The following is a 26,548-nucleotide window of genomic DNA, read 5'->3' as shown; positions in this document are numbered from 1 at the left end:
GGTCAGCCGGTCAGCCGGTCACACTGTCCATCCGTCAGCCCGTCGGCCCGTCGGCCCGTCAGTTGAACGTCACCACGTCGCTCGGCCCGCCGAAGCTGGGCGAGACGGCGGCGCCGGTTCCGTCGATGACGGACTGGATGCCGCCGGAGCCGTTCAGGAACACCGTGAGGGTGTCGTTGAACTGGACGCCCGAGGTCTGCGGCACCTGGAAGGCCATCGCGTTCTCGATCGCGACGCCCTGGCTGAAGTACGAGTAGCTGCCCATTCCGTAGCCGCTGAACGTCGTGACGCTGTTCGGCATGTAGAAGGCGGGGTAGCCGTCCTGGGTGGCGCTGGACATCCACGCCGCCTGGCTGGGCACCTCGTACGGGTTCTCGTTCTGGAAGAACACGACCTGGCCGCCCTGGCCGTTCCAGATCGTCTCGTACTGCTGGTAGTGCTCGACGGCGAGGCCGGTCGCCTCGACGCGGTCGCCGTTGACGGCGAGCCCGGTGGCCGACTGGTCGCCGGTCCAGCCGCCCGCGCCGGCGCCGTGGTCGGCGCGCCAGGACCAGACGTCGTCGATCAGCGAGTCGTTGGCGTTGTCGACGAAGGCGGTGGCCACGGTGCCGGCCTCGGCGCCGCCGACGCGGAAGAACACGTCGTCCACGCTGTCCGGGTTGCTCGCGTTGTTGGCGCTCGAACCCTCGACGCCGAGCTGCAGGAGCGCGGAGGACTGCGTGGGTCCGGCGTCGAAGATCAGGCCGGAGACGTTGACGCCGGGGACGTCGGCGACGGACAGCGCGATGTTGCCCGCGGTCGGGATGATCGTCGCGAAGCCGAGGCCGAGGATCTTCGTGTTCGCGTGCGTCACCTGGATCGTCGACGCGTACTGGTACACACCGGGGGTGAACAGCAGGTTGTCACCGGCGGCGAGGGCGGCGTTGATCTGGTCGACCGTGCTCGACGAGTTCACGACGTAGAACGTGCTCAGCGAAAGCGACGAGCCGGCCGTGTTGCCGTTCGCCCAGCTCGGACCGTTGGAGTTCGACGCGGCCGAGGGGACGAAGACGTTGTAGTTCCCCGACGAGTCCGTGTAGAGGTACGGCTCCTCCTGCGTCTTCGCGCAGCTCGCGAGCGTCGTGTACGGCGCGGTGCCGCCGCTCAGGCCCGAGGTGGAGGAGAAGCTCTGCGCGGGAGCGCCCGGGTCGCCGCAGAACACCTGGTTCCAGACGCCGTTGCTCCAGCTGCCGATGTCCGTGTCGCGCACGAAGAACTGCTGCTGCGAGCCGTTCGTCACCGTGCTGCCGAGCTTCGAGTCCGCGATGAAGCCGCCGCTGGCCCAGTCCGGCGAACCGTCGCAGTAGTCCATCAGCGTCAGGTTGCCATTGATGTCCACGCGGCGCATCGGCGCGGCCTGGGAGACGGCCCACACGTCCGTGCCGCTGAAGCAGCCGGTCATGCCGGTGACGTTGATCGTCAGGTTGGAGACGGAGCGCCAGAAGTTGTCGGTGGCGTAGCACTCGGTCTGCACTCCGCCGTTGCACTGGTTGTACGAGTTGATCGCGCCGTTGATGACGACCTGGCCCGGGTTCTGGCCGAGGCCGGCGACGCTCTCGTAGTAGCCGACCGTGAACACCAGCGGGTTCGAGGACGAGCCGTACGTGCCGGGCTCGAACAGCAGCTCGTAGCGCTGGCTGCCGAACTGGTTGCCGGCCTGCGCGTTCGAGATCGTGTTGACGGTGCTCAGGATCGAGCTCACCGACTCGCTGGGGGTGAACACGTACACGTTCGATCCGAGGCTGCCGCCGGTGGCCGGGGCCGCGGGCAGCGTCGAGGAGGCGGACGTGTTGTAGACGGTGACGTTCGTCAGCGACCACCAGTTCGGCGAGGCGGACGCCGTCAGCAGGATTCTGATGTAGCGGGCCGACTGGGTGGAGAAGGTCGCGGTCTCGGGGGACGCGGTGCCGGTGCCGAAGTAGACCGGCGTGAACTTCGTGCCGTCGTTGGAGACCTCTACGTCGTAGCCGCGCGCGTAGTCGCCGGTGTTGCCGCCGGAGTCGAGCTCGACCTTGTTGAAGGTCTGCGCCGAGCCCATGTCGACCTGCCACCACACGCCCGGCGCCTGGGCGGCCTCGGAGCTGAAGCGCGCCCCGGTGTTGCCGCTCACGGCGTTCTGCGGGGCGTCGCCGGCCGGGGAGTTCGTGTTCGAACTCGCGGTCCAGCCGGTCTCGGCGAGCTGGCCCGTTCCGCCGCCCGATCCGCCGGAGCCGCTCGAACCGCTGGTGTACGCGGTGAAGTTCACCATCGACCACCAGTTGGTGCTGACGCCGGTTGTCAGCTGGACTCTGATGTACTGCGCGGTCTGCGTCGTGAACGTCGCGGTCTCGGGAGAGGAGGTGCCGGTGCCGGTGTAGACGGTCGTGAAGTTCGTTCCGTCGCTGGAGACCTCGACCTCGTAGCCGCGCGCGTAGTCCCCGGCGTAGCCGCCGGAGTCCATCTCGATCTGGTCGAAGCTCTGCGCCGAACCCAGGTTGACCTGCCACCACATGCCCGAGGCCTGGTCGGCGTCGGAGCTGAAGCGCGCCCCGGTGTTCCCGCTGACCGCGTTCTGCGGGGCGTCGCCGGAGGACGAGTTCGTGTTCGAAGTCGCGACCCAGCCGGTCTCGGAGAGCGCGGTCTGCGTCGCGGCCGAAGCGGGGGACGCGGCGAGGACCGGCGCGAGCGACACGAGGCCGCAGGCGGTCGCCGTGGCGACGAGGTAGTGGGCGGCCCGGCGCGTCGCTGCGCCGACCAGCCGCCGTCGTCTGGTCATGGAGGGTGTCTTCCTTTCCTTGGATTTCACCGGGGTGGGTCGTGGATCTCAGGATGGGAGAGCGCTCTCCGAGCGGTAGTGAACTCCTTGCCTAACGGGCCGTCAAGGGAAAGCGAGGCGGATTCGGTTCCGAAACCTGGCCGGGAGATCCGTCAGGCGGAGGCGCGGACGACCAGCGTGGGTTCGAAGACCGTCGCGGCGACCGGGAGCTCCGGCCGGTCGAGCCGGTCGAGCAGCAGCCGGGCCATCTGAGCGGCCATGTCCTCGACCGGCAGGTGCACGGTGGTCAGCGCGGGGCGGCACAGCATCGCCGCGTGGTGGTCGTCGAAGCCGATCACGGCCACGTCTTCGGGGATGCGCCGGCCGCGCTCGTGCAGCACGGTGACCGCGCCGAGGGCCATCAGGTCGTTCGCCGCGAACACGCCGTCGAGGTCGGGATGCTCGTCGAGCAGGTGCTCCATCGCGGCGCTGCCGCTCTCCTGGGTGAAGTAGCCGGCCGCGGACGGGATGTCGGGGTATCCGTGCTCTGCCATGGCCTCGCGGAAGCCGGCGAGCCGGTCGCGGCCCGCCGACATGTCCATCGGGCCGGCGATCGTCGCGACCTTCCGGCAGCCGCGCGCCGCGAGGTGCTCCGCGGCGAGCCGGGCGCCCACGCGCTGCGGGGCGTCGACGTAGCTGATCTGCAGCGGCGTGGTCGGACGCTCGGAGAGCACGGCGGGCAGCCCGGCCTCGGTGAGCATCTTCGGCAGCGGATCCTGGGCGTGCGAGGAGATCAGCAGCACCCCGTCCACGTGGCCCTGCCGCAGATAGCCGAGCAGCTGGCGGCGCATCTCGTCCGTCTCCACGAACATCAGCACCAGGTTCACCCCGTGCGGCCGCAGTACGGAGAAGAGCCCTGACACGACCCGGCCGAAGTACGGGTCGGTGAACACGCGGCCCACGAAGGCGTCGTCGACCGGGACGGTGCGGTCCTCGCCCTCGGAGACGACCAGCGCGACGGAGTTGGTGCGCCGCGTCACCAGCGAGCGCGCGGCCTGGTTCGGCACGTACCCCGTCGCCTCGACGGCGGCGCGCACGACCTCGGCGATCTGCGGATCGACGTTGCGGGTGTTGTTGATCACCCGCGACACGGTTGCCCGGGAGACCCCGGCCACCCGCGCGACGTGCTCGAGTGTCGGCGCGCCGGTCGGGTACTGGCTGGCATCCACGAATGTGATTGTAGCCACGGACTCTTTGTGTAATGCGGGGCCGTGTCATCCCACGTGGCGGGGCGAGAGAGCGCTCTCCGGCCCCGCCCGCGGGGGACGACGGCTACCAGCCGACGGCCACGACCATGTACTGCGGGTTGGCCACGGACAGGTCAGAGGACTGTCCGTCCACGTCGTCGTACGGGAAGCCGTACTGCACGCCGTTGATCGCGTTCTGGTGCCAGAACTGGGCGTAGTAGTTCGCCGGAGCCGTCTGGTAGAAGAGGCTCGGCGTGGACTGCTCGGATGTCGGCAGTTGCGCGACGCCCCGGTTCAGCGCGGCGCACAGCGTCGGATTGCCGGAGAGCGTTCCCGCGCAGCCGAAGACGTCGAGGCTGGTGTCCGACGTGTCGCCGGCCGCCGTCAGCGCGCTGTTGAAGTAGTTCGCGTACGCGCCACCCGACTGGAATGCCGCGTCGTTGCCGGGCGAGGGAATCCCGTAGGGCGCGTCGTCCGTGGCCAGTTCCTTGAACGCCGTGGGCACCGAGTTCTCGAAACGTTGGAATGTCGCCGCGCGGCTCTCCTGGAAGGTCGCGTAGTTCTCGCCGACCTCCTGCTCGGTGCCGTCGTGGCTGTGCACGAGCAGCGCGAGCTTGAGCCCGAAGCGGTCGACGCGCGTCGTATCGACGTTGATCGAGGCTGATCCGACGGTGAACTCGATGAAGTCGTAGTACTGGCTGTTCGGCGAGCCGAGGTAGAAGTACATCCTTCCGGCCGAGTTCGCGGGCATGTCGATGTACGGCTGCTGCGCGATCGACTCCTCCTGCCCGTTGAAGCTCCAGTAGACCTCGCTGTCGGGGTATTGGCCGTTGGTCTGGTTCGTCACCGCGACTTCGAGCACGTTGCTCGCGGCCGGAATCGCGCTGGTGTTGCCCCAGAACGACGCGGGCGGCGCGCCGGAACCGGTGCCGGATCCGCCCGTCGAGGAGCCGCCGCCGGTGGTGTAGACGTCGAATTCCCAGAGGGAGTAGCCGTACTGGGTGGCTCGGGCGGTGCCGTACATGCGGACGTAGCGGCCGGTGCCGGAGACCGTCAGCGACTGGTTGCCGCCGGTCCCGGTCGTCGTCGAGTAGATCGACGTCCAGGTCGATCCGTCCGACGAGACCTGGATCTGGAACGCGGTCGCGTAAGCCGCCTCCCAATCCAGCGCGACGCCGCAGACGGTCTGCGAGGAGCCGAGATCGACTTCAAGCCACTGCGGATCGCTCCAAGCGCTCGACCAGCGGGTGCCGGTGTTGCCGTCGGTCGCGGCCGAAGCCGGGAACGACGAGTTCTCCAGCGACGACGCGGTGGTCGGCTGGTTCAGCGCCGCGTCTGTGCTGCTGCACGTCGTGCCGGCCGACGCCGTGCCGTAGACCTGGAATTCCCAGAGGGAGTAGCCGTACTGGGTGGCTCGGGCGGTGCCGTACATGCGGACGTAGCGGCCGGTGCCGGAGACCGTCAGCGACTGGTTGCCGCCGGTCCCGGCCGTCGTCGAGTAGATCGACGTCCAGGTCGAGTTGTCGGTGGAGACCTGGATCTGGAACGCCGTCGCGTACGCCGCCTCCCAATCCAGGGTGACGGAGCTGATCTGCGCGGTCGAGCCGAGGTCGACCTCCAGCCACTGCGGGTCGCTGAAAGCGCTCGACCAGCGAGTGCCGGTGTTGCCGTCGGTCGCGGCGGAGGGCGGGAAGGAGGCGCTCTCCTCGGAGGACGCCGTGGTGGGCTGGCCCTGCGAGAGCAGGACCGATGCCGCGTGCGCGGGCGCGGCCGCCACGACGAGCGCGGCGGCGGAGAGCACGACCGCGGAGAGGGTCGCGATCAGGGCTTGGATACGTCGTGGCCGATGGGGACTGCGCTGGGGACTTCGCGTCATGCGATCGCCTTCGATCGTCGAGAAGTGGGTGTCGGGATCGGAGAGCGCTCTCCGAGCTACGGCCTGTGTAACGCCGCTCATCCGCACCCGTCAACGAGTTCCGCAGGTTTCGGAACCCAGTACGGCGAAGGGGCCGGTCCCGCCGACGTGGCGGGACCGGCCCGGGTTTCCTCGGGGGATCAGCACCGATCGGAGCCGCGAGGGCCCGCCGCGCCGGAGATCACACCCGGTCGGCCGAGATCAGCAGGTACTGGAAGCTGCGCTCCCGGTAGCCGGCCAGGAACGCCTCCTCGATCCCGGTGGCGATCGAGGACTTCTGGCGCAGCTCCCAGTACGGGATCGTCGCGTCGGTCAGGTCGAAGACGTTCACCGGCACCAGGTTGTTCGCGGCCAGCGCGGCGAAGTAGCGGCTGCGCGGGTGCACCCGGCAGTTGTAGTGCTCGTCGATCGTCCGCACCGCCTCCGACTGCTCGCCGAGCGTGTCGTTGTAGCAGCCGGTGATGCACACGTACCGGCCGCCGCGCGGCAGCAGCCTGCCGAACTCGGCGAACAGGTCGAACACGTCGACGTACATCGTGGTCTCGTCGGTCCAGATCGCCTGCCGTGAGCCGTCCTCGAATCCGGTGTTGAGCATGTTCCTGAAGTGGAAGCGGACGTCCTCGGACACGCCGCGCCGCGCCGCCTGCTCGTTCGCGAAGTCGACCTGGTACTGCGAGATCGAGACGCCGTCCACCTGCGCGCCGAAGCGCAGGTTGGCCAGGAAGCTCAGGCCGCCGCGCCCGCTGCCGCCGTCCAGCAGCCGGTCGCCCGCGCTCAGCGGGCCGAGGTGGTCGAGCAGCAGGTCGGCCTGCGCGTGCTCGAGCCGGTGCAGCTCGCGCAGCGTGCGCTCGTCGCGGGTGTCCTCCGGCCCTTCGAGCACCGAGGGATCGACCGCGCCGACCCCGTAGTGGTGATGGTAGAAACCGTCGATCTCGCCGAGCGCGAGGTTCACCCGGTCCGTGCGGCGGGTGTCCCACCAGGCGGCGACCTGGCGCTGGTACTCGGTGGTCAGGACCTCGTCACGGGTTTCCGTGATCGACATGGGGCTCCTCCTGAAGTGGTGGCTTCTGATTGCCATTCAGCGCGATCCGCCGGCGAAAAGCCAAGGCACGCACCGGGCCGGATGTGTCGCGCTTCGCGGCCGCCCGGGATCACCGGCCGCGCGATGTATCCGCAGGCCGCGGAGCTGGATCGCGCGCACGACGCCGACGTAGGGCAGCGGCGAAGCGCGACACATCCGGGCCTGCGGGCGCCTTGTCGCGACGCGCGCGGCGCGAGTTGATGGGGGCGGGGGAGCGAGCGCCCACACCCGCCCATCTCGCGAGAGCCGATCGGAGCCCAGCATGCCGACGACGGATCAGGAAGAGCCCGTCCGCTCCAGCCTCAGCACCCAGGCCGCGCGCAATCTGGCCACCACCACCAAGACCGTCCCGCAGATGCAGGGCATCAGCTCCCGCTGGCTGCTGCGCAAACTGCCGTGGGTGAACGTCTCCAGCGGCACGTACCGGGTCAACCGTCGCCTCTCGCTCGCCGTCGGCCGCGGCCGGGTCGGCTTCGAGGTCAACGGCGCCGACGACGTGCGGATCATCCCGGACACGCTGCGCGAGCTGCCCATCCTGCGCGGCTTCCCGGACGACGCGCTGCTCGCCGAGCTCGCCGGCGGCTTCCGGCCCCGCGAGTTCCGGGCCGGCGACGTGCTGGCCGCCCAGGGCGAGCCGATCTCAGAGGTCTTCATCATCGCGCACGGCCGGATCGAGCTGATCGGGAACCTGCGCTACGGCGCCTCCGGCGTGGTGCGCGTCGTCGCGGACGGGCACGCGCTCGGCGACGAGATCCACGACCAGGAGGGCGAGCCGGTCTGGGGCCACACCCTCAAGGCCTCGACCTCGGGCACGGTCATGGTCCTGCCGCGGGCGAGCTTCCAGCGGCTCTACGACGGGTCCGAAGCGCTGCGGCGGCAGATCGCCGACTTCCAGGCCAGGGCGCGGCGGCCGGCCGACGGCAAGGGCCAGGCCAGCATCGACCTGAGCGCGGGCCACGCCGGGGAACCGGTGCTGCCCGGCACCTTCGTCGACTACGAGCTCGCGCCGCGCGAGTACGAGCTCAGCCTCACCCAGACCGTGCTGCGGGTGCACACGCGCGTCGCGGACCTGTTCAACAACCCGATGAACCAGACCGAGGAGCAGCTGCGCCTGACGGTCGAGGCGATCCGCGAGCGCGAGGAGTGGGAGCTGCTCAACAACCGCGACTTCGGCCTGCTGCACAACGCCGACTACGAGCAGCGCATCAACACGAAGTCGGGCCCGCCGACTCCGGACGACCTGGACAACCTGCTGAGCATGCGCCGGTCCACGAAGCTGTTCCTGGCGCACCCCAAGACGATCGCGGCGTTCTTCCGCGAGTGCAACAGCCGCGGGCTGTACGTGGACGCGGTGAACATCGACGACCACCGGATCCCGGCCTGGCGCGGCGTGCCGATCTACCCGTGCGGCAAGATCCCGATCTCCGACACCTTCACCAGCTCGATCCTCGCGCTGCGCACCGGCGAGGACAACCAGGGCGTCGTCGGGCTGCACCAGACCGGCATCCCGGACGAGTACTCGCCGGGCCTGAACGTGCGCTTCATGGGCATCGACGAGAAGGCGATCCTGTCCTACCTGGTCACCGCGTACTACTCGACGGCGATCCTGGTGCCGGACGCGATCGGCGTGCTGGAGAACGTGGACATCGCCTCGTGACCCGATTCGCGCTCGCGGGCCCGACCGGGCTCGGCACGAGCTCGCTGCGGCTCGCCCTCGCGGCCGACGCGCAGGACGCCGCGCCGCAGCCGCCGCCCGCCGCGTCGGCCGAATCCGCGTCCCTGCACGTCCCGCCGCTCTACTGCCCCGACGCCGAGCGCGACGACGCGGCGCTGGGGGAGGAGGTCAACAGGCGGCTGGTGGAGTGGGCGGCCGAGGTCGGCATCTTCCAAGGGCGGCTGGAACGCCTGCGCAGCCACAACTTCGGCCGCCTGTTCATGCTCGCGCATCCCGGCTGCGACGACCCGGAGCGGCTACTGGTCGCGGCACGCTGCGGTCTCGCGGAGTGGTCCGTGGACGACCACTGGGTGGACGAGGGCGAGAACACCGATCCGCAGCTGCTCGGCGCGCGGCTCGCGATGGCGCACGCCGTCGTGGACCCGGTCCGGCTGCCGCCCGCGTACATGGCGAACTTCGAGAAGGTCGTGCAGGACGAGCCGGTGCTGCGCGCCTTCCGATCAGCTCTCGGACACCTCGGCACGATCGCCTCGCCGACGCAGGTCGCGCGGCTGCGGCACGAACTCGCCGTGATGTTCGTCGGCTACGGCCAGGAGGCCGAGTGGCGGGCGAGCGGCAGGTGGCCGGCGGTCTGGGAGTACCTGTTGCACCGGTACGAGAACGCGTTCTACCCGTGCATGGTGCTCATCGACCCCGTCGACGGATACGAGCTGCCCGCGCATGAGTTCGCCGACCCGCGGGTCCGGCGCGTGTACCTGTACGCGGGCGTGGCGAACGTGCTGCTCAACGACCTCTACTCGATGCACAAGGAGGACCCGGCCGACACGAACCTGCCGACCGTCATCGCGGCCGAGGAGAAGTGCTCGCTGCAGGAGGCGATCTACCGCGCCGCCGCGATCCACGACGAGATGATGCACACCGTCGAGGCCGAGTGTGCCGTCCTGGCGGAGATCGGCTCGCCGCAACTCTCGCGCTACGTCAAGGGTTTGTGGAACTGGATGGGCGGCAGCAAGGAATGGCACGCGACGAGCCCGCGATACAACGGAGGGTCCTGAGAAGGTTCCCCACCGGAGCGTATTGATCGCGGAAGTGACATCCACACGGCGCCGCACAGTGTTGACGGCAATGAACGCCGTCGATCAATACTGAATCACGTGCGAACGACGAATGAGACGCTGCGCGGACTGCTCAATGAGGCACGCTGGACGGGGGACGCGCTGGCCAAGCAGGTCAACGCGCTCGCCGCGGAGATCGGCCTGCTCATCCGCCTCGACCGGCGGTCGGTGAGCCATTGGCTCGCCGGCCGCCACCCGCGCTCCCCGCTGCCCGAGCTGATCGCGGAGGCCTTCGCACGCCGTCTCGGGCAGCCGGTCTCCGTCTCTGACATCGGACTGACCTCGCCGGACTCTCCGTTCCCGGAAGACCCGAACGCCGATCCGCTCGACACGCTCGAATTCCTCTGCAGACTCGCCGAATCCGGCCGCGAGTCGGATCAGGGCGGCGTCTACAGCCTGGCCGACCTCGCGAACGTGCCCGCCTGGCCAGCGGGCGGCGAACTGTACCGGCCGCCGTTGCGCGAGCCGGCCGGCGCCCGCCTCGAACCCGAGCACGTCGTCGCCGCGGAGCAGATGGCGCAGGTCTTCATGGGCGCCGACAGCGTATTCGGGGGCGGATACGCCCGGGCAGCGCTCGCACGTTATCTGGCTTATGACATAGCACCGCGCCTGCGTGCACCCGCGCGCCGGGAAACGCGCAGCCGGATGCTTTCGGTCGCCACGGAACTCGCTTATCTGTGCGGTTTCATGTGTTTCGACGACGAGCAGAACGCCATAGCCCAGCGGTATTACCTGGTGTCGCTGAAGCTCAGCGTCGAGAACGAGGATCCGGTCGGCTACGCGGTCGCACTGCGGGCGATGTCTGTGCAGGCACGTGCGCTCGGCCACGCCCGGGAAGCGCTCACCCTGGCCAAGGCTGCCGTCGCGAGCGTCGAAGGCACGGCATCGGCCGTCTCGGACGCTCAACGCGCGTCGCTCTACGGCCCGCTCGCGGTCGCCGCCGCGGCGCACGGCGACCGGGACGCCGCGCTCGCCGCGCTGACCCGCGCACAGCGGCTGGGAGCGGGATCGCCGACGGGCTTTGCCGCGGCCGACGACCGCCGGATCTGCCAGTACCGCGCCGCCTCCCACGCGTACCAGGAGGCTGCCGTGCGCTCGTTGCTCGGCGACCGGTCCGGCGCCATCAGGGTCCTGTCGGAATCGGTACGCCGCCGCCCGGCCGACGAGCGTCGATCGCGCGCGATCACCCTGGCCAGTCTGGCCGAGCTCCACCTCGACCAAGGCCACCTGGAGGAGTCGATCGCGGCCTGCCACGCCTTCATCGACGACTACCCGCCGCTGCACTCCAGCCGTGCCCGGACCGCCCTGCATCACCTCACGGCACGCCTGCGCCCGCACGCCGCGAACCACGGTGCCCGCCAGCTGCTGGTCCGCGCGGCGGCCGTCTCGCGACCTGGCTAGAAAGCGCTCAGCGACGACGCGCCCACTACATGTCGGGTGTGACTTTTCAAGGATCACTAGATATGGTGTCCCGCGTCGTTGGCGGCGCGGGAGGAGAGGTTTGTGACTGTCACTCAGATCGGTCTGGGAGTCGGGGTCGGGTACTCGGTCGAGCAGGTCGAGCACGAGGTGGCGCGGTGTGCCGCCGACCTCCCGGACGTCGACCCCCTGCGCGTCGCCCGCAAGACCGTCGGCGGTCTGCACGAGGGCGCCACCGCCTCCGAGGCGGCCCGTCTCTCGGTGCAGAGCGCGGCCGAGCTGATCGGCGAGGAGCCGCAGTACTCGAAGCTCGCCGCCCGCCTGCTGTCCTCAGTGATCGCCGCCGAGGCCGCCGGCCACGGCGCCGTCACCTTCAGCACATCGATCGCGCTCGGCCACGCCGAGGGCCTGATCGGCGACGAGACGTTCGCGTTCGTCACGGCGAACGCAGAGGCCTTCGACGCGGCGATCGACCGCGACGGCGACCTGCGGTTCGAGTACTTCGGCCTGCGCACGGTCTACGACCGGTACCTGCTGCGCCACCCGGTGGCCCGCGACGTGATCGAGACCCCGCAGTACTTCCTGCTGCGCGTGGCCTGCGGCCTGTCCCAGACCCCGGACGAGGCGGTCGGCTTCTACCGGCTGATGTCCTCGCTCGCCTACCTGCCGAGCTCGCCGACCCTGTTCAACTCGGGCACCCGGCACACCCAGATGTCCTCGTGCTACCTGGTCGACTCCCCGCGCGACGAGCTGGACTCGATCTACGACCGCTACCACCAGGTCGCGCGCCTGTCGAAGTTCGCCGGCGGGATCGGCATCGGCTTCTCCCGGGTCCGCTCGCGCGGCGCCCTGATCCGCAGCACGAACGGCAAGTCGAACGGCATCGTCCCGTTCCTGCGCACGCTCGACTCCTCGGTGGCTGCGGTGAACCAGGGCGGTCGCCGAAAGGGCGCCGCGTGCGTGTACCTCGAGCCGTGGCACCCGGACATCGAGGAATTCCTGCAGCTGCGCGACAACACCGGCGAGGACGCCCGCCGCACGCACAACCTGAACCTGGCCAACTGGATCCCGGACGAGTTCATGCGCCGGGTCGAGGCCGACGGCATGTGGTCGCTGATCGACCCCGACCAGGTCCCCGAGCTGCCGGACCTGTGGGGCGAGGCGTTCGACGCCGCCTACCGGAAGGCCGAGGCCGAGGGCCGCTACGTGCGCCAGGTCCAGGCCCGCGAGCTCTACGGCCGGATGATGCGCACGCTCGCGCAGACCGGCAACGGCTGGATGACGTTCAAGGACGCGTCCAACCGGCTGGCGAACCAGACCGCGAGGCCCGAGAACGTCGTGCACCTGTCGAACCTGTGCACCGAGATCATCGAAGTCTCCTCCGACGCGGAGACCGCGGTCTGCAACCTCGGCTCGGTCAACCTCGCGGCGCACCTCACCGAGGCCCACGACGAGATCGACTGGGTGAAGCTGCGCGAGACGGTGCGCACCGCGGTCGTCTTCCTCGACCGGGTGATCGACATCAACTACTACCCGAGCGAGCAGACCGCCGCCTCCAACCCGCGCTGGCGGCCCGTCGGACTCGGCATCATGGGTCTGCAGGACGTTTTCTTCGCGCTGCGCCTGCCCTTCGACGACGCGAGGGCGAAGGAGATCTCCACCCGCATCTCCGAGGAGATCTACCTCACCGCCCTGGAGACCTCCGCCACGCTCGCCGAGGCGCACGGCCCGCACCCCGCCTACGCGGACACGCGCGCCGCCTCCGGCGCCCTTCAGCCCGATCTGTGGGGCGTGGCCACCTCCCCGGAGCTCGCCGGCCGCTGGAGCGCCGTGCGCGCCCGTATCGCGTCCACGGGCGTGCGCAACTCCCTGCTGATCGCCATCGCCCCGACCGCGACCATCGCCTCGATCGCGGGATGCTACGAGTGCATCGAGCCGCAGGTCTCGAACCTGTTCAAGCGCGAGACCCTGTCGGGCGAGTTCCTGCAGATCAACACCGCGCTGGTCAACGAGCTCAAGGAGCTCGGCCTGTGGATCCCGGAGATCCGCGACGCGATCAAGCGCGCCGAGGGCTCGGTCCAGGACATCCCGGTGCTGCCTGACGAGGTCAAGGCCCTGTACCGCACCGCGTGGGAGCTGCCGCAGCGCGCCCTGATCGACCTCGCGGTCGCGCGCGGCCCGTTCATCGACCAGTCCCAGTCGCTGAACCTGTTCCTCTCGGCCCCGACCATCGGCAAGCTCTCCTCGATGTACATGTACGCGTGGAAGGCCGGCCTGAAGTCGACCTACTACCTGCGCTCGCGCCCGGCGACCCGCATCCAGCAGGCCACCGTCGGCGCCCAGGCCGCGGCCCCCGCGATCGAGCAGGCCGACGCCGTCGCGTGCTCGCTGGAGAACCCCGAGTCCTGCGAAGCCTGCCAGTAGCCCGTCCGTACCCGCCCCCTCGCAAGGAGTTCCCCGACATGCTGCTCGACCCGGGTATGGACCTGACCCTGCGCCCGATGCGCTACCCGCACTTCTTCGACCGCTTCAAGGACGCGATCAAGAACACGTGGACAGTCGAGGAGGTCGACCTGCACGCCGACCTGGCCGACCTCGACAAGCTCTCGGCGGCCGAGCGCCACCTCGTCTCGCGCCTGGTCGCGTTCTTCGCCACCGGCGACACGATCGTCGCCAACAACCTCGTGCTGAACCTCTACCAGCACGTCAACAGCCCCGAGGGACGCCTCTACCTCTCCCGGCAGCTGTTCGAGGAGGCGGTCCACGTCCAGTTCTACCTGAATCTGCTGGACACCTACGTCCCCGACGACGACGAGCGCGCCGCCGCATTCGCGGCCGTCGAGAACATCCCCTCGATCCGTCGCAAGGCGGAATTCTGCTTCCGCTGGATCGACTCCCTGCACGACCTGCGAGCCCTCAGCACCAAAGAGGACCGCCGCGCCTTCCTGCTCAATCTGATCTGCTTCGCGACGTGCATCGAGGGGCTTTTCTTCTACGGCGCATTCGCTTACGTGTATTTCCTGCGCTCGCGCGGACTGCTGCACGGACTCGCCTCCGGCACCAACTGGGTGTTCCGCGACGAATCCATGCACATGGCGTTCGCCTTCGACGTCGTCGACACCGTCCGGTCCGAGGAACCCGACCTGTTCGACGACAAGATGGCCGCGCAGGTCCGCGAGATGCTGTCCGAGGCCGTCGACTGCGAAACCCAGTTCGCCGAAGACCTCCTCGACCAAGGCGTGCCCGGCCTCCCGCTCGCCGACATGCGCGCCTACCTCGAGCACGTCGCCGACCGGCGCCTGGCCCAGCTCGGCATCGAGCCGGTCTACGGCTCCGCCAACCCGCTCGCCTTCATGGAACTCCAGGACGTCCAGGAACTCTCTAATTTCTTCGAGCGCCGCGTCTCCGCGTACCAGGTGGCGGTTGGCGGAAGCGTCTCGTTCGACGATGAATTCTGATGCAGTTCTGATGCAGTTGTGAATGACCGGTTCGCGCATCGGCCACGGTTCCCTAAGCTCTTCACGACTCAGAGCGAAGGGAATCGTGGCCGATGCACAACGAGGCATGCCGAACGCCGTCGGACGGTGAGGGTGAGCCGCGCGTCGAGGCCGAAGGTGAGCTCGCCATCGCGCGACTGCACATGGACAGCGGGGATGCGGAGCACGCCGCCGTCCACGTCGCCCAGGCACTGCACCACGACCCGGCGTTCGAGCAGTCGTACGCGATGATCGACGAGCTCGCCGGGTACGCCGCGGGGCTGGAGGAGCTGGCCCACTGGTTCACAATCGGCGAGCCGATGTACCTCGGCGGCGCGATCGCCCTGGCCGCGCTGCGGGCCAGGGCCGGCCAGCACTCGATGGCGCTGGAGATCATCGGTCGGATCACCGCGATGCGACCCGATCTGCCGTGGTGCGCCGCGCCCTGGTTCGGACCGTACCTGGCCCGGCTGGTGACCGGCAGGGAAGCCGCCGTCGCGATCGGCCACTTCGCCGGCGGCCTGCCGGACCCGGCGCCCGAGGACCTGGCGAGGATCCAAGCCCCCTGGCTCGAATTCGCCCGCGCGGTCGCCGCGCAACCCGAGACCACGGCACAGTCGCTCGCGATCCTCTCCACGCTCGCCCGCCGAATAGGCGGAGTCGGCGAGGCGATCGCGTGGTGCACGCGCGCCGAGATGATGGACCGAAGCGGCGCGGCGGAGGGCGAGAACCAGGTCGGCGCGCTGATGCTCGGCTTCGCCTACCGCAGCGCCGGCCGTCCGACCGAGGCCCTCGAAGCCTGGGAGCGCGCGCTCGCGCTGGACCCGTACAACATCGACCTCTACATAGACATGGCCGAGACCTGCATGCAGCAGGACGACCACGCCCAGGCGATCCAATGGGCCGACCGCGCGATGCGGTACGACCCCGACCACGTGAAGCCGCGCGCCGTACGCCTGTCCGCGCTGTACACGCAGTCCGACTACACCGACGGCGCCGCACTCGCCGCCCTCCAGCAGCTCGCACGCGAGAACCCCGAGCACCCGTACCCCAGGCACCTGCTGAACCTCGCCCGCCAGAACCGCCCCTGGATCGGCTCCGTGCCCTGGCCGACGGAGGCCACGTCGGGCCTGCTCGCCCAGATGCTCGACGGCAGACTGCCGAGCGACGCCCCGTTCGACTTCGCCCCGCACCTGAGCATCACGAGCCTCGAGGCCCCGAGCCCCAACGCCGTCGTCCGCAGCTACTTCCCGGACCTGACCGTCAGCGCGGGCGACATTCCCCCGCCCGACATCCGCGTCCCGGTCAGCACCGCATTCGGCACACCCATCTGGTCGTACCCCGGCGGCGACGTCACCGAGGTCCCGACCGTCGCCGAGCCCAGCGCGACAGCAGTCGCAGTGCTCCGCGCCGTGGCAGGCCCGGGCAGCTGGAGCGACCCGATCACCGCCTACGACGGCTCCGCCGAACTCGGCAAGCTCTCCGAGCTGGACCTCCTCGGCCTCGTCGCCCACATCCCGCACCCCGACGACGATTCCTGGAACAGCCGCTGGCACGCCGCCCCCGCCTACTGGGCCCGCATGGCCCAGGCGTGGACCTGCCTCGGCATCCTGCACTTCCGCGCCGAGGAGCCATGGCGCCGCTCACGCCGCAGAGCAATGCTGCTGCGCCTGCTCTTCGGCAACGAGGACTGGAGCGTCGATGCCGCCGCCTTCGCCCTGTACGTCAGTGCCCTGCTCCACGAAGACCAGCGCCCCGACACAGCCGCCGCCATCGCCGCCCGATACCTGAACGCCACCGTAGCCTTCGGCTCCCGCCCGACCGAACTCCAGGAGCCGATGGCCCACGTCGTGCTGGCCTGCTCAGCCATGGACCCCCGCCTCATCGCCTACGCCCACGAAATGCTCGCCCTCAAACGCGCCGCCGACCGCGACCGGCCCGCCAACCCGAAGTCCCTCACCGACGCAGAGGCCCTGGCCTGGGCCAACCGGCTGCTCACCCAGCTCGCCGCCGAGTAGCGGAATCACGGCCGGCCCAGGCGAATGCGCCGCCTACAGTTCCCAGTAGTGGCCCTCGTCGAGGTCTGCGAGCAGGTCGGCGTGGGTGGGCTGCCAGCCGAGGAGCTCGCGGGTGCCCGCGTCGGGCATGGTGATGTCCATCGTGATGAACGGGAAGCCGGCGAAGTGCTCCGCGGCCCGCTCCGCCGGGATGCTGACGGCCTCGATGCCGAGGTGGCGGGCGATGGACTCGGCGATGGTGCGGACGGGGACGCCGGGCTCGGCGGCCGCCACGAGATGGGAGCCGGCGGGGGCTTTGTCGACCGCGAGGGCGAAGACGCGGGCGACGTCGAGGGTGTGGCCCGCGGCCCAGGTGTTGGCGCCCTCGCCTACGTAGCCTGATACGCCGGTCCGGCGGGCGATGCGGATCAGCTGGGGGACGAAGCCGCCGGTGTCGCGGTCGCTGTGGGTCACGTTCGGCACGGCGACGAGGACGGTGCGGACGCCGCGGTCGGTGAACTCCTCGATCGTCCGCCAGACGATCGTGCGCGGGTTGGCGCTGGGGCCGGCGGCACGCTTGGCGTCGTCGCCCTGCGCCTTGACGCCGACGGCGATGAACGCCTTCCCCGTGCCGACGAGCGCTTCGCACATGGCCTCGACGGCCCTGCGGTCGGCCTCGGCGGCTTCGGCGAAGCCGCCGACCGGGATGCTCGCGTGGTCGAAGGCGAGGTGGATGACGGCGTCGGACTCGCTCGCGGCCTTGCGCAGGGAGTCGAGGTCGCCGAGGTCTCCGCGGGCGACATCGGCACCCAGCGCCGTGATCCTTTCGGCCGACGCGTCGGAGCGGGCGAGGCCGGTGACCTCGTGACCTGCGTGGATGAGTTCGGTGACGACGGCCGAGCCGATGTGGCCGCTGGCGCCGGTGACGAAGACGCGCATGGGAGCACTCCTCGAAGTGGTGATGTGACTTGGTAACATCACGCTAGCACGGGTGACGTTACCAAGTCACGTCACCTATCCTGGTCTGCATGGCTCGATGGGAACCGAATGCGCGGGAACGGCTGGTGCGCGCCGCGATCGACCTGTTCGCCGAGCAGGGATACGACGCGACGACGGTCAACGAGATCGCCGAGCGCGCCGGCGGTCTGACGAAGACCACCTTCTTCCGGCACTTCTCCGACAAGCGCGAGGTGCTCTACGCCGGCCAGGAACTGCACGGACGGATCGTGTCCGACGCGATCGGCGGGGCCCCCGACTCGGCCACGCCGCTGCAGATGGTCGCGTCGGCCGTCGACGAGCTCGCGGCGGTGTTCACGGAGGACCGGCGGGAGATGGCCGGCAAGCTGCGCAAGGTCATCGCCGAGAGCGCGGAACTGCAGGAGCGGGCGGCCTTCAAGCGAGCCGCGCTCGTCGGTGCGATGACGGCGGCGCTGCGGGAACGGCGCGTGCCGGAGTTGGTCGCCGAACTCGCCGCCGAGTTGGGGACGCGCGCGTTCTACGGTGCGTTCGGCCGCTGGGCGGTGGCCGAGGATCCGCGCACGCTCGTCGAGCACGCGCGGCAGGCCTTCGGCGAGCTGAGGGCCGCGATGTCAGAGCTCGAATGAGAAAGCGTCGGCTGCCCGAGAGACCGCTGATTGAGACGGTCGGCGGTGCGCGGGGGCAGTGGCGGTAGTTTCGGTGGGCAGGTCGCGGGCCACCAGCCGTGACCGCTACTCAGCGAGGAGTGATCGACGGTGACCGAGCTCGGCACGGGGCAGGCCGCGCACGCCGCGCAGGCCGACGGCGAGGTGCTGGCGGAGTTGAGGACGCTGCGGGCGAGCATCGACAACCTGGATGCCGCATTGGTGCATCTGCTCGCCGAGCGGTTCAAGTGCACGCAGAAGGTCGGCGAGCTCAAGGCCGCGCACAGCCTGCCGCCGGCCGACCCGGATCGCGAGGCCGAGCAGATCAGGCGGCTGCGCCGGCTGGCCGAGGAGTCGCAGCTCGAACCGCAGTTCGCGGAGAAGTTCCTGAACTTCATCGTCGAGGAGGTCGTGCGGCACCACAAGCTCATCGCCGCGGCGACAAAAGGTGCAAAAGCGGACACTGCGGGTTAGCGTTTCCGGTGGCGGGGGGAGCCGCGGACCCGCGGCTTGACGACACCCATCACCGCAGAAGGATGTGAACAACCCCGTGTCCGATGTCGAAGAGATGAAGAACAAGGCCGAGGAAGCCGCTCAGCAGGCTCAGCAGGCACAGCAGGGCCAGGGCCAGGACCAGCAGGGCCAGTCCATGAAGGACAAGGCCATGGGCAAGGCCATGGACGAGGGCAAGAAGCGGATGGACGCGAACGGCGACGGCAACTTCGACGACGACGACGTCAAGAAGATGGGCGAGGACGCCGTGAACAAGGTCAAGGGCCTGTTCAAGAAGGACTAGCAGGGCGAGCAGGACCAGCAGGGTGAGCAGGGGGAGCAAGACCAGCAGGGTGACTGCGGACGAAGTCTTGCGTTTCTCTGCTCCCTGAGGCCCGCTGTCCGAACGACGTGGCGCGCACCGGCCGGCCCGGTTACGGCAGTCGGGTGACGTCGCGGAAGTGAGTGAATTCGCAGGGGGCAGCGCGGGTGCCCCGGCCGACGGAGGATCATCGGCCGGGGCACCCTTATGTCATGCGCAGCACGCGCAGAACCCGCAGCTCGGAACCGGCAGGTTCCGCGCGTGCGCCGTTTTTCCCGCCGCGGCGTCAGTAGCCGCGGACCGTGCGGATGGTCTCGGCGTACCAGCGGGCGCTGTGCTTGGGCGTGCGGCGCAGGGTGTCGAAGTCGACGCGGACGATGCCGAAGCGCTTGTCGTAGCCGTAGGCCCATTCGAAGTTGTCGAAGAGCGACCAGACGAAGTACCCGCGCAGGTCGGCGCCCTCCTTTCGGGCTACGGCGACGGCGGCGATGTGGTCCGCGAGGTAACCCGCACGGTCTACGTCGTGGACGAAGTCCTCCTCGTTCGGCGTATCGGCGAAGGCCGCGCCGTTCTCGGTCACGTACAGCGGGACGCCGGGGTACTCGCGGCCGACGCGGGTGAGCAGGGCGGCGAAGTCGTCGGGCATGATCTCCCAGTCCATCGCGGTCTGCGGGCGGCCCTGGAGCACGTGGCGGGAGACCGGGGCGCCGTTCGCGTCGAGGATGGAGCCGTCCTCGGCGCGGCCGCTGAGCTGCATGCCGAAGTAGAAGTTGATGCCCAGCGCGTCGATCGGCGCGCCGATCAGCTCCAGGTCGCCGTCCTGGACCGGGATCGTCACGCCCTGCGCGGCCAGGTCCTCGACGACGTCGGCCGGGTACCGCTTGTGCCACAGGGGATCCAGGTACAGCCGGTTGTTGAAGCCGTCGGCGCGGCGCACGGCCTCGTGGTCCTCGGGTGCGTCGGTCTCCGGGGTGGAGGGGCCGAGATTCAGCGTGATGGCCAGCGCGAAGGGGTTGCCCGCCTGCTCGGCGAGCTCGCGCAGCCGGGCGCCGGCCAGGCCGTGGCCGAGCATCTGGTGGTGCGCGGCGGCCGCGGCGTCGGCCAGGCTCCGGCGGCCCGGCGCGTGGACGCCGCTGAGGTAGCCGTGCGTGGTCACGACCGACGGCTCGTTGAGCGTCGTCCACGTCTTCACCCGGTCGCCGAGCCGCGCATAGGCCAGTTCGGCGTAATCGGCGAAGCGGTGGGCGGTGTCGCGGTTCGGCCAGCCGCCCGCGTCCTCGAGTTCCTGCGGCAGGTCCCAGTGGTAGAGCGTCGGCCACGGGTCGATCCCCGCCGCGAGCAGCTCGTCGATGAGGCGGTCGTAGAAGTCGAGACCGCGCTCGTTCGCCGGGCCGCGGCCGCCCGGCTGGATCCGCGGCCAGGCCAGCGAGAAGCGGTAGACGTCGAGGCCGATGCCCTTCATCAGCGCGACGTCCTCGGGCATCCGGTGGTAGTGGTCGCAGGCCGTCTCGCCCACGTCCCCGCCGTCGATCGCGCCCGGCACGCGGCAGAACGTGTCCCAGACCGAGTCCGTGCGCCCGTCCTCGGCGACGGCTCCCTCGATCTGGTACGCGGAGGTCGCCGCTCCCCACAGGAACGAGGAGGGCAGGCCGCGGATCAGCTGTTCGGAGGGCTCCGCGAAGGGCTGGGGGCCCCGCTCCGCGACGCGGGCGGAATCGGTTGCGGAACCGGTTCCGGAGGTGGGCGCGGGGTGGTCGGAGGCTACGGTGGTGTCCAATGTCAGTCCTCTGTGTCGGGGGTCGCGTGCAGCCAGCAGGCGACATCTCGGGCCGGCGAGGTCGCCGCGAGCGGGGGACGCCGGCGGGCGCAGGGGTCGAAGGCGAGCGGGCAGCGGGGGTGGAAGGTGCAGCCGGCCGGCATCGCGCGCAGGTCCGGCGGCGAACCGGGGATGCCGGTCAGCTCCCGGCGCGCCCCGCGCAGCGCGGGGAACGAGCCGAGCAGGCCCCTGCTGTAGGGGTGCAGCGGATCGCGGTACAGGTCGGCGCTCGGCGAGCTCTCCACGATCCGGCCGCCGTACATGATCGCGATCCGGTCCGAGAACTCGGCCAGCAGCGACAGGTCGTGCGTGATGAACAGGACCGCGAAGTCGAACCGCTCGCGCAGCTTGACCAGGCGGGAGAGGATCTGCCGCTGCATGACGACGTCCAGGGCCGTGGTCGGCTCGTCCATCACCACGATCTGCGGCCGCAGCGCCAGCGCCATGCCGATCATCACGCGCTGCCGCATGCCGCCGGACAGCTGGTGCGGGTACGACTCGAGCCGGTCCTCCGGGATGCCGACCAGCGACATCAGCTCTCTGGCCCGGTCCAGCCGCTCGGCCGGCCGGGTGTCCGGCTCGTGCGCGCGGATGACGTCGGTCAGCTGGGTGCGGATCCGGTGCACCGGGTTGAGCGAGTTCATCGCGCCCTGGAAGACGATCGCCGTCTGCGCCCAGCGGAAGCGGCGCAGTTCGGCGTCGGTCAGCCGCAGCACGTCCACCGGCTCCTCGCCCGCGGCGTTGTAGAGGACGCTGCCCCCGGCGACGACGCCGGGCGGTGCGAGCAGCCGGGTCATGCCGTAGGCCAGCGTCGACTTCCCGCTGCCGCTCTCCCCGGCGAGGCCAAGCACCTCGCCGCGGTGCAGCGTCAGGTCCACGTTGCGCACGGCGTGCACGGCGGACTCGCCCACGCCGTAGTCCACGCTGAGGTCCTTCAGTTCGAGCACTGCGTCGCTCACCGCGCTTCTCCTTCCTCGACGGTGGCGAGCACCGGGGTGAATCCGACGCGCATCCGGAGCCTGCGGCCGGCCCGGGTCCGTACGCGGGCCCGGCCGCCGGAGCGCAGCCGCGGGTTGACGAACTCGTCGATGCCGAAGTTCAGCAGTGCCAGGCCCGTGCCGAGCAGCGCGATGGCCATACCGGCCGGAACGAACCACCACCAGGCGTTCTGCGCCAGCGCGTCCTGGCTCTGCGCCCAGTAGAGCACCGTGCCCCAGTTCCACTCGGAGACGTTGATGCCGACGAACGCGAGCGTGATCTCGGACAGGATGGTGAACACGACCGTGCCCACGAAGCCCGAGGCGATGATCGCGGTCAGGTTCGGCAGGATCTCGAACGCGATGATGCGCCAGGTGGACTCGCCGGTGGCGCGCGCCGCCTCGACGTAGTCGCGCCGCCGCAGCGAGAGCGTCTGCGCCCGCAGCAGCCGCGCGTTCCACGCCCAGGACGTGAGCCCGATCGTCAGGATCACGATCCAGCCGCCGTCCTTCGGCGTGGCCGAGGTGATGATGATCAGCAGCGGCAGCGCGGGCAGCACCAGGAACACGTTCGAGATCACGGACAGCGCCTCGCCGCCGCGCCCGGGCAGGTAGCCCGACGCGATGCCGATCACCAGCGAGAGAACCGTCGCGATGACGCCCGCCGCGAATCCGACGACGATGACGCCGCGGGTGCCGACGAGCAGCTGGCTGTAGATGTCCCGGCCGAGCTGGTCGGTGCCGAACCAGTGGGCGCCGGACGGGCCGACCACGGCGTCCGGTCCCGTCGCGTCCGGGCTGTAGGGCGCGATCCAGGAGCCGATCACCGCGAGGATGAAGAAGAACAGCAGGATCAGCGCGCCCGCGGTGGCCTTGCCGTTGCGGAGGAACTTCGGTCTGCGCAGTCTGGCCACGGGTCAGCCCTCCTTGCGGGTGCGCGGGTCGAGGAGCAGATAGGCCAGGTCGGCGAGGAAGTTCGCGGCCAGCACGGCGAGCGTGATGACCAGGAAGATGCCCTCCATCAGCGGGTAGTCGTCCGCTCCGATCGCCTGGAGCAGCAGGGTGCCGACACCCTGGTAGCTGAAGACGATCTCGACCAGGAACGTGCCGCTGACGATGAAGCCGAGCGAGAGCGCGAAGCCCGAGACGCTCGGCAGCATCGCGTTGCGCGCCGCGTAGCTGAACATCACGCGGCGATCGGACAGGCCCTTGGCGTGCGCGACGGTGATGTAGTCCTCTGACGAGACCGTCACCATCATGTTGCGCATGCCGAGCAGCCAGCCGCTCATCGAGGAGATGACGATCGTCGCCGCGGGCAGGATCGCGTGCTGGACCGCGTTGGCCACGAAGGACGGCGTCCAGACCGGCGTCAGGCCCTGGTCGTAGCTGAACGAGCCGGGGAAGAAGCTGGCCGGGCCGGCCAGCACGCTGATCGCGATCAGGCCGAGCCAGAAGTACGGGATCGAGGACAGGAACGCGGTCGCCGGAAGCAGCGCGTCCGTCCAGGAGCCGCGCCGCCAGCCGGAGAGCACGCCGAGGGCGGTGCCGATCAGGAAGCTCAGCACCGTCGCCGTGCCCACCAGGAACAGCGTCCACGGCAGGTAGGACCCGATCAGTGTGCTGACGGGGACCGGGAACTGCGAGAACGAGATCCCGAGGTCGCCGTGTGCGAGCTGGCCCCAGTAGGCGACGTACTGGTCCCACAGGCTCTGGTGCTTGTCCAGCCCGAACAGCGCGGTCAGCGAGGCGATCGCGCTGGAGTCGATCTGGCCCTGGAACTTCGTCAGCAGGGCGCTGACCGGGTTGCCCGGCAGCGTCCGCGCGATGAAGAAGTTGATGGTGATCGCGGCCCACGCGGTGAACAGGTAGAACGCGAGCCGGGTGAGCAGGCGCTTCACGATTCACCTGCCGGGGCCGGGGATCCGTTGTCGTAGAGCCAGCACGCGGCCCACTGCTTCCCGCTCACCTCGAAGCGCGGCGGCAGCTCGGTCGTGCAGCGCTCCATCGCGTGCGGGCAGCGCGGGTGGAACCGGCAGCCGGCCGGCGGGGTGACCAGGCTCGGCGGCTCGCCGAGGTCGTCCTCGTCGAGCTCCGCGCGCTGCGCGCTCCCGATGCGCTCCGGATCCGGCGCCGAGTCGATCAGCAGCCGGGTGTACGGATGCGCGGGGGACTGGGTGACCGTCTCGCTCTCCCCGCCCTCGACCAGCCGGCCCGCGTACATCACCAGCGTCTCGTCCGCGAAGTAGCGGGCCGAGGCGATGTCGTGGGTGATGTAGAGCACGGCCAGGCTGAGCTGCTCCTTGAGGTCCCGCAGCAGGTTCAGCACGCCGAGCCTGATCGAGACGTCGAGCATCGAGACCGGCTCGTCGGCCAGCAGCACCTCCGGCCGCGCCGCGAGGGCGCGCGCGATGGCGACCCGCTGGCGCTGCCCGCCGGACAGCTCGTGCGGGAACTTCGCGAGGTACTGCTCGGCCGGGGTCAGCCGCACCCGGCCGAGCAGGTCGGTGAGCGCCTCCTCCAGTTCCCGCGCGGTGCGCCCGGCGTGGCCGTGGACGCGCAGGGCCCTGGTCAGGTGGTAGCGCACGGTGTGCACGGGATTGAGCGAGGCGAACGGGTCCTGGAAGATCAGCTGCACGGACCGGCAGTACGCGCGGAACCTGCGTCCGCCGTGCACCGTCACGTCCTTCCCGTGCAGCCGCACCGCGCCGCCGGTGCGGGTCTGCAGCTGCGCGAGCAGCCGCGCGACGGTGGACTTGCCGCTGCCGGACTCGCCGACCAGCGCGGTGACCCGGCCGCGGTGCAGGCTCAGGGCCACGTCGTCCACCGCGTGGACCGCCGCGCCGCGGCGCAGGACGTCGCGTCCTGCGCCGCGTACGGGGAAGTGCTTGGTCAGGCCCTCGGCCTCGAGGACCGCCGTGGTCTGTTCCGGTGCCATCAGGATCCCGAGGCCGGCTTCAGATCGAGGATGATCTGCAGCGAGTTGATCAGCGTGGGCTGCGCGGGCGCGTACGGGTTCGTCTCGTCCGGCCATCCGGTCCAGTGCTTGGTGCTGTACTCGCCGCCCGCGTTCGCCGCCATGATCGGGATCATCGGCATCTGCGTCACCATGATGTTCTCGATCGTCTCCATCGCCGCGCTGCGCTCGGCGTCGGTGCTCGCGGTGGCGTACTGCTCCAGCGCGGCGGTCGCGGCGGAGCTCTGGAAGCGGCCGAAGTCGCCGTTCGCGGTCTGCCCGATCGGCGTGTAGCCGTCCAGGATCGTCGCGTACAGGTCGTACGGGGTCGCGCCGCTGTTGGTCCAGTGCAGCACGCCCTGGAAGTCGCCGTCCGCCACGTTCGTCGTCCACGTGTTGGCGTTCGGCTGGGAGACGGTCGCGTCGATGCCGATCGTCTTGAGGTCGTTCTGGATCAGCGTCAGGTCCGTGTCGTAGTCGGACCAGCCGGCCGGGTCGGACAGCTGGATGGCGACCTGCTTGCCGTTGTACATCAGGTTCTGGCCGCTGTAGCTGAAGCCCGGCGTCGAGGTCAGCAGCGCCTTGGCCGCGCTCACGTCGACCGCGGTGTTGCTGCTGGAGAACTGGCTGCTGATGAACGAGGTGCCGGCCGGGGTCGGGATGCCGGTGTTGCTGGTGACCTCGGGGTAGAAGTACCCGTCCTCGCCGGTCTTGACGATCGTCTGGCGGTTGATCACGTCGTTCATCGCCACCCGCAGGTTGGCGTTGTCGAACGGCTTGACCGTCGTGTTCAGCCACAGGCCGTGGTCGCCGAGCACGGCCGGGAACCACAGCTTGAGGTGCGACGGGTCCTTCGCGGTGTAGGTGACCGAGGGGTTCGGGATGAAGACGAAGCTCCAGTCCGCCTCGCCGTCGGTCAGCGCCTGGGTCTGCGTCGTGTTCGACAGGTACGAGGTGTAGTGCAGGGTCTTGACCTGCGGCAGCGCCTGCCAGTACGAGCTGCGCCGGGTGAGCGTCGCGGTGTTGCCGGAGAACGAGGTCAGCGTGTACGGGCCGGTGCCGACCGGGTCGGTGACCGCGTTCGTCGCCGGGTTCGAGATCTTCGACCAGATGTGCTCGGGCACGATGAACTGGTTCAGGATGTGCGTCTGGTACACGTACTGCGACTTCGCGAAGGTCAGCGTGACCGTGTTGCCGCTGCTGGAGATCGAGCCGAACTGGATCGCGTACTGGTTGAGCGCGGTGTTCGACTTCACCAGGTTGAAGGTGTACGCGACGTCCGCGGCGGTCAGCGGCTGGCCGTCCGACCAGGTCACGCCGTTGCGGATGGTCAGCTCGAGCGTGGTGTAGTTGCCTGACCACTTCCAGGCGGTCGCCAGCCACGGCGTGCCGGCCTGCGTCGGCTGCACGATGTTCGTCATCACGAGGGGTTCGTAGATGACGTTCTTGTAGCCGAGGCTGTTGGCGGCGGATGAGCTCAGGAAGGGGTTGTTGTTGTCTGACTGGGCGCCGTTGGGCATGCCGATGTTCAGCACCCCGGATCCCGCGGCCGAGCTCGAGGTGCTCGCGCCGGAGCCACCGCAGGCGCTCAGCGTGCCCGCTGCCAGGAGTGCGGCGGCGAGCGCGGCTATAGTCTTTGTTGTACGCATGTATCCCTCACTTGAGTCC

Annotated in this window: 20 protein-coding genes; 9 read left to right on the top strand and 11 right to left on the bottom strand. The window is 69.7% G+C overall.

Features of this window, described 5'->3' with window-relative positions; translation table 11 throughout:
* Positions 1-58 precede the first annotated feature (58 nt).
* From KDK95_RS07945 to KDK95_RS07930, 4 genes are all read right to left on the bottom strand, one after another.
* The gene (locus tag KDK95_RS07945; protein ID WP_212517378.1) at positions 59-2,794 is read right to left on the bottom strand and encodes a discoidin domain-containing protein; all 2,736 of its coding nucleotides are present in this window, start codon (positions 2,792-2,794) and stop codon (positions 59-61) included.
* Between the two features lie 152 nt (positions 2,795-2,946).
* The gene (locus tag KDK95_RS07940) at positions 2,947-4,002 is read right to left on the bottom strand and encodes a LacI family DNA-binding transcriptional regulator (RefSeq protein WP_212517377.1); all 1,056 of its coding nucleotides are present in this window, start codon (positions 4,000-4,002) and stop codon (positions 2,947-2,949) included.
* A gap of 103 nt (positions 4,003-4,105) precedes the next feature.
* Positions 4,106-5,896 (bottom strand): discoidin domain-containing protein, encoded by a 1,791-nt coding sequence (locus KDK95_RS07935; RefSeq protein WP_212517376.1) that lies wholly within the window; start codon positions 5,894-5,896, stop codon positions 4,106-4,108.
* 220 nt (positions 5,897-6,116) lie between these two features.
* Complete coding sequence (locus KDK95_RS07930) at positions 6,117-6,977, bottom strand: geranyl diphosphate 2-C-methyltransferase (protein WP_212517375.1); 861 nt, start codon at positions 6,975-6,977, stop codon at positions 6,117-6,119.
* A 301-nt stretch (positions 6,978-7,278) separates the two neighbouring features.
* Between KDK95_RS07930 and KDK95_RS07925 the strand changes: the two genes are divergently transcribed.
* From KDK95_RS07925 to KDK95_RS07900, 6 genes are all read left to right on the top strand, one after another.
* On the top strand, positions 7,279-8,673 hold the full coding sequence (locus KDK95_RS07925) for a family 2B encapsulin nanocompartment shell protein (protein ID WP_212517374.1): 1,395 nt from the start codon (positions 7,279-7,281) through the stop codon (positions 8,671-8,673).
* Entirely contained in the window at positions 8,670-9,746 is a 1,077-nt protein-coding gene (locus KDK95_RS07920) for a family 2 encapsulin nanocompartment cargo protein terpene cyclase (protein ID WP_212517373.1), read from the top strand. Before KDK95_RS07925 ends, KDK95_RS07920 begins: the two co-directional genes overlap by 4 nt.
* 99 nt (positions 9,747-9,845) lie before the next feature.
* Positions 9,846-11,207, top strand: a complete 1,362-nt coding sequence (locus KDK95_RS07915; RefSeq protein WP_212517372.1) for an NsdA family TPR-like regulatory protein — start codon at positions 9,846-9,848, stop codon at positions 11,205-11,207.
* Between the two features lie 117 nt (positions 11,208-11,324).
* Positions 11,325-13,649, top strand: coding sequence for a ribonucleoside-diphosphate reductase subunit alpha (locus KDK95_RS07910; RefSeq protein WP_372463284.1), 2,325 nt, complete (start codon positions 11,325-11,327; stop codon positions 13,647-13,649).
* A 38-nt stretch (positions 13,650-13,687) separates the two neighbouring features.
* Positions 13,688-14,683, top strand: a complete 996-nt coding sequence (locus KDK95_RS07905; RefSeq protein WP_212517371.1) for a ribonucleotide-diphosphate reductase subunit beta — start codon at positions 13,688-13,690, stop codon at positions 14,681-14,683.
* 92 nt (positions 14,684-14,775) lie between these two features.
* The gene (locus KDK95_RS07900) at positions 14,776-16,719 is read left to right on the top strand and encodes a tetratricopeptide repeat protein (protein WP_212517370.1); all 1,944 of its coding nucleotides are present in this window, start codon (positions 14,776-14,778) and stop codon (positions 16,717-16,719) included.
* A 33-nt stretch (positions 16,720-16,752) separates the two neighbouring features.
* Here KDK95_RS07900 and KDK95_RS07895 read toward each other — a convergent pair whose 3' ends face one another.
* A complete protein-coding gene (locus tag KDK95_RS07895; protein WP_212517369.1) occupies positions 16,753-17,637 on the bottom strand; it encodes an SDR family oxidoreductase in 885 nt (294 codons plus the stop codon).
* Between the two features lie 89 nt (positions 17,638-17,726).
* On the opposite strand from KDK95_RS07895, the gene KDK95_RS07890 reads away from it, so the two are divergent.
* The 3 genes from KDK95_RS07890 to KDK95_RS07880 all read left to right on the top strand — a co-directional run bounded on the left by KDK95_RS07890 (position 17,727) and on the right by KDK95_RS07880 (position 19,116).
* Positions 17,727-18,302: a TetR/AcrR family transcriptional regulator gene (locus tag KDK95_RS07890; RefSeq protein WP_212517368.1), complete on the top strand. Its 576-nt coding sequence runs from the start codon at positions 17,727-17,729 to the stop codon at positions 18,300-18,302.
* Between the two features lie 129 nt (positions 18,303-18,431).
* Positions 18,432-18,794 (top strand): chorismate mutase, encoded by a 363-nt coding sequence (locus KDK95_RS07885; RefSeq protein WP_212517367.1) that lies wholly within the window; start codon positions 18,432-18,434, stop codon positions 18,792-18,794.
* Between the two features lie 76 nt (positions 18,795-18,870).
* The gene (locus tag KDK95_RS07880; RefSeq protein ID WP_212517366.1) at positions 18,871-19,116 is read left to right on the top strand and encodes a hypothetical protein; all 246 of its coding nucleotides are present in this window, start codon (positions 18,871-18,873) and stop codon (positions 19,114-19,116) included.
* Between the two features lie 304 nt (positions 19,117-19,420).
* On the opposite strand, the gene KDK95_RS07875 is transcribed toward KDK95_RS07880, so the two are convergent.
* The 6 genes from KDK95_RS07875 to KDK95_RS07850 all read right to left on the bottom strand — a co-directional run bounded on the left by KDK95_RS07875 (position 19,421) and on the right by KDK95_RS07850 (position 26,529).
* Positions 19,421-20,791, bottom strand: coding sequence for a GH1 family beta-glucosidase (locus KDK95_RS07875; RefSeq protein ID WP_372463283.1), 1,371 nt, complete (start codon positions 20,789-20,791; stop codon positions 19,421-19,423).
* A 122-nt stretch (positions 20,792-20,913) separates the two neighbouring features.
* On the bottom strand, positions 20,914-21,909 hold the full coding sequence (locus KDK95_RS07870) for an ABC transporter ATP-binding protein (RefSeq protein WP_307844258.1): 996 nt from the start codon (positions 21,907-21,909) through the stop codon (positions 20,914-20,916).
* Complete coding sequence (locus KDK95_RS07865; protein WP_212517365.1) at positions 21,906-22,841, bottom strand: ABC transporter permease; 936 nt, start codon at positions 22,839-22,841, stop codon at positions 21,906-21,908. The genes KDK95_RS07870 and KDK95_RS07865 overlap by 4 nt, the downstream gene beginning before the upstream one ends.
* A gap of 3 nt (positions 22,842-22,844) precedes the next feature.
* Positions 22,845-23,825, bottom strand: a complete 981-nt coding sequence (locus KDK95_RS07860; RefSeq protein ID WP_212517364.1) for an ABC transporter permease — start codon at positions 23,823-23,825, stop codon at positions 22,845-22,847.
* Positions 23,822-24,862: an ABC transporter ATP-binding protein gene (locus tag KDK95_RS07855; protein WP_212517363.1), complete on the bottom strand. Its 1,041-nt coding sequence runs from the start codon at positions 24,860-24,862 to the stop codon at positions 23,822-23,824. Before KDK95_RS07855 ends, KDK95_RS07860 begins: the two co-directional genes overlap by 4 nt.
* The gene (locus KDK95_RS07850; protein ID WP_212517362.1) at positions 24,862-26,529 is read right to left on the bottom strand and encodes an ABC transporter substrate-binding protein; all 1,668 of its coding nucleotides are present in this window, start codon (positions 26,527-26,529) and stop codon (positions 24,862-24,864) included. Before KDK95_RS07850 ends, KDK95_RS07855 begins: the two co-directional genes overlap by 1 nt.
* Between the last annotated feature and the right edge of the window lie 19 nt (positions 26,530-26,548).

It is taken from the genome of Actinospica acidithermotolerans (genome assembly GCF_018139625.1).
GTDB classification, from domain to species: Bacteria; Actinomycetota; Actinomycetes; order Streptomycetales; family Catenulisporaceae; genus Actinospica; species Actinospica acidithermotolerans.
Note: the sequence above shows the minus strand (reverse complement) of the source record. Positions and strands in the feature narration are given on the sequence as shown.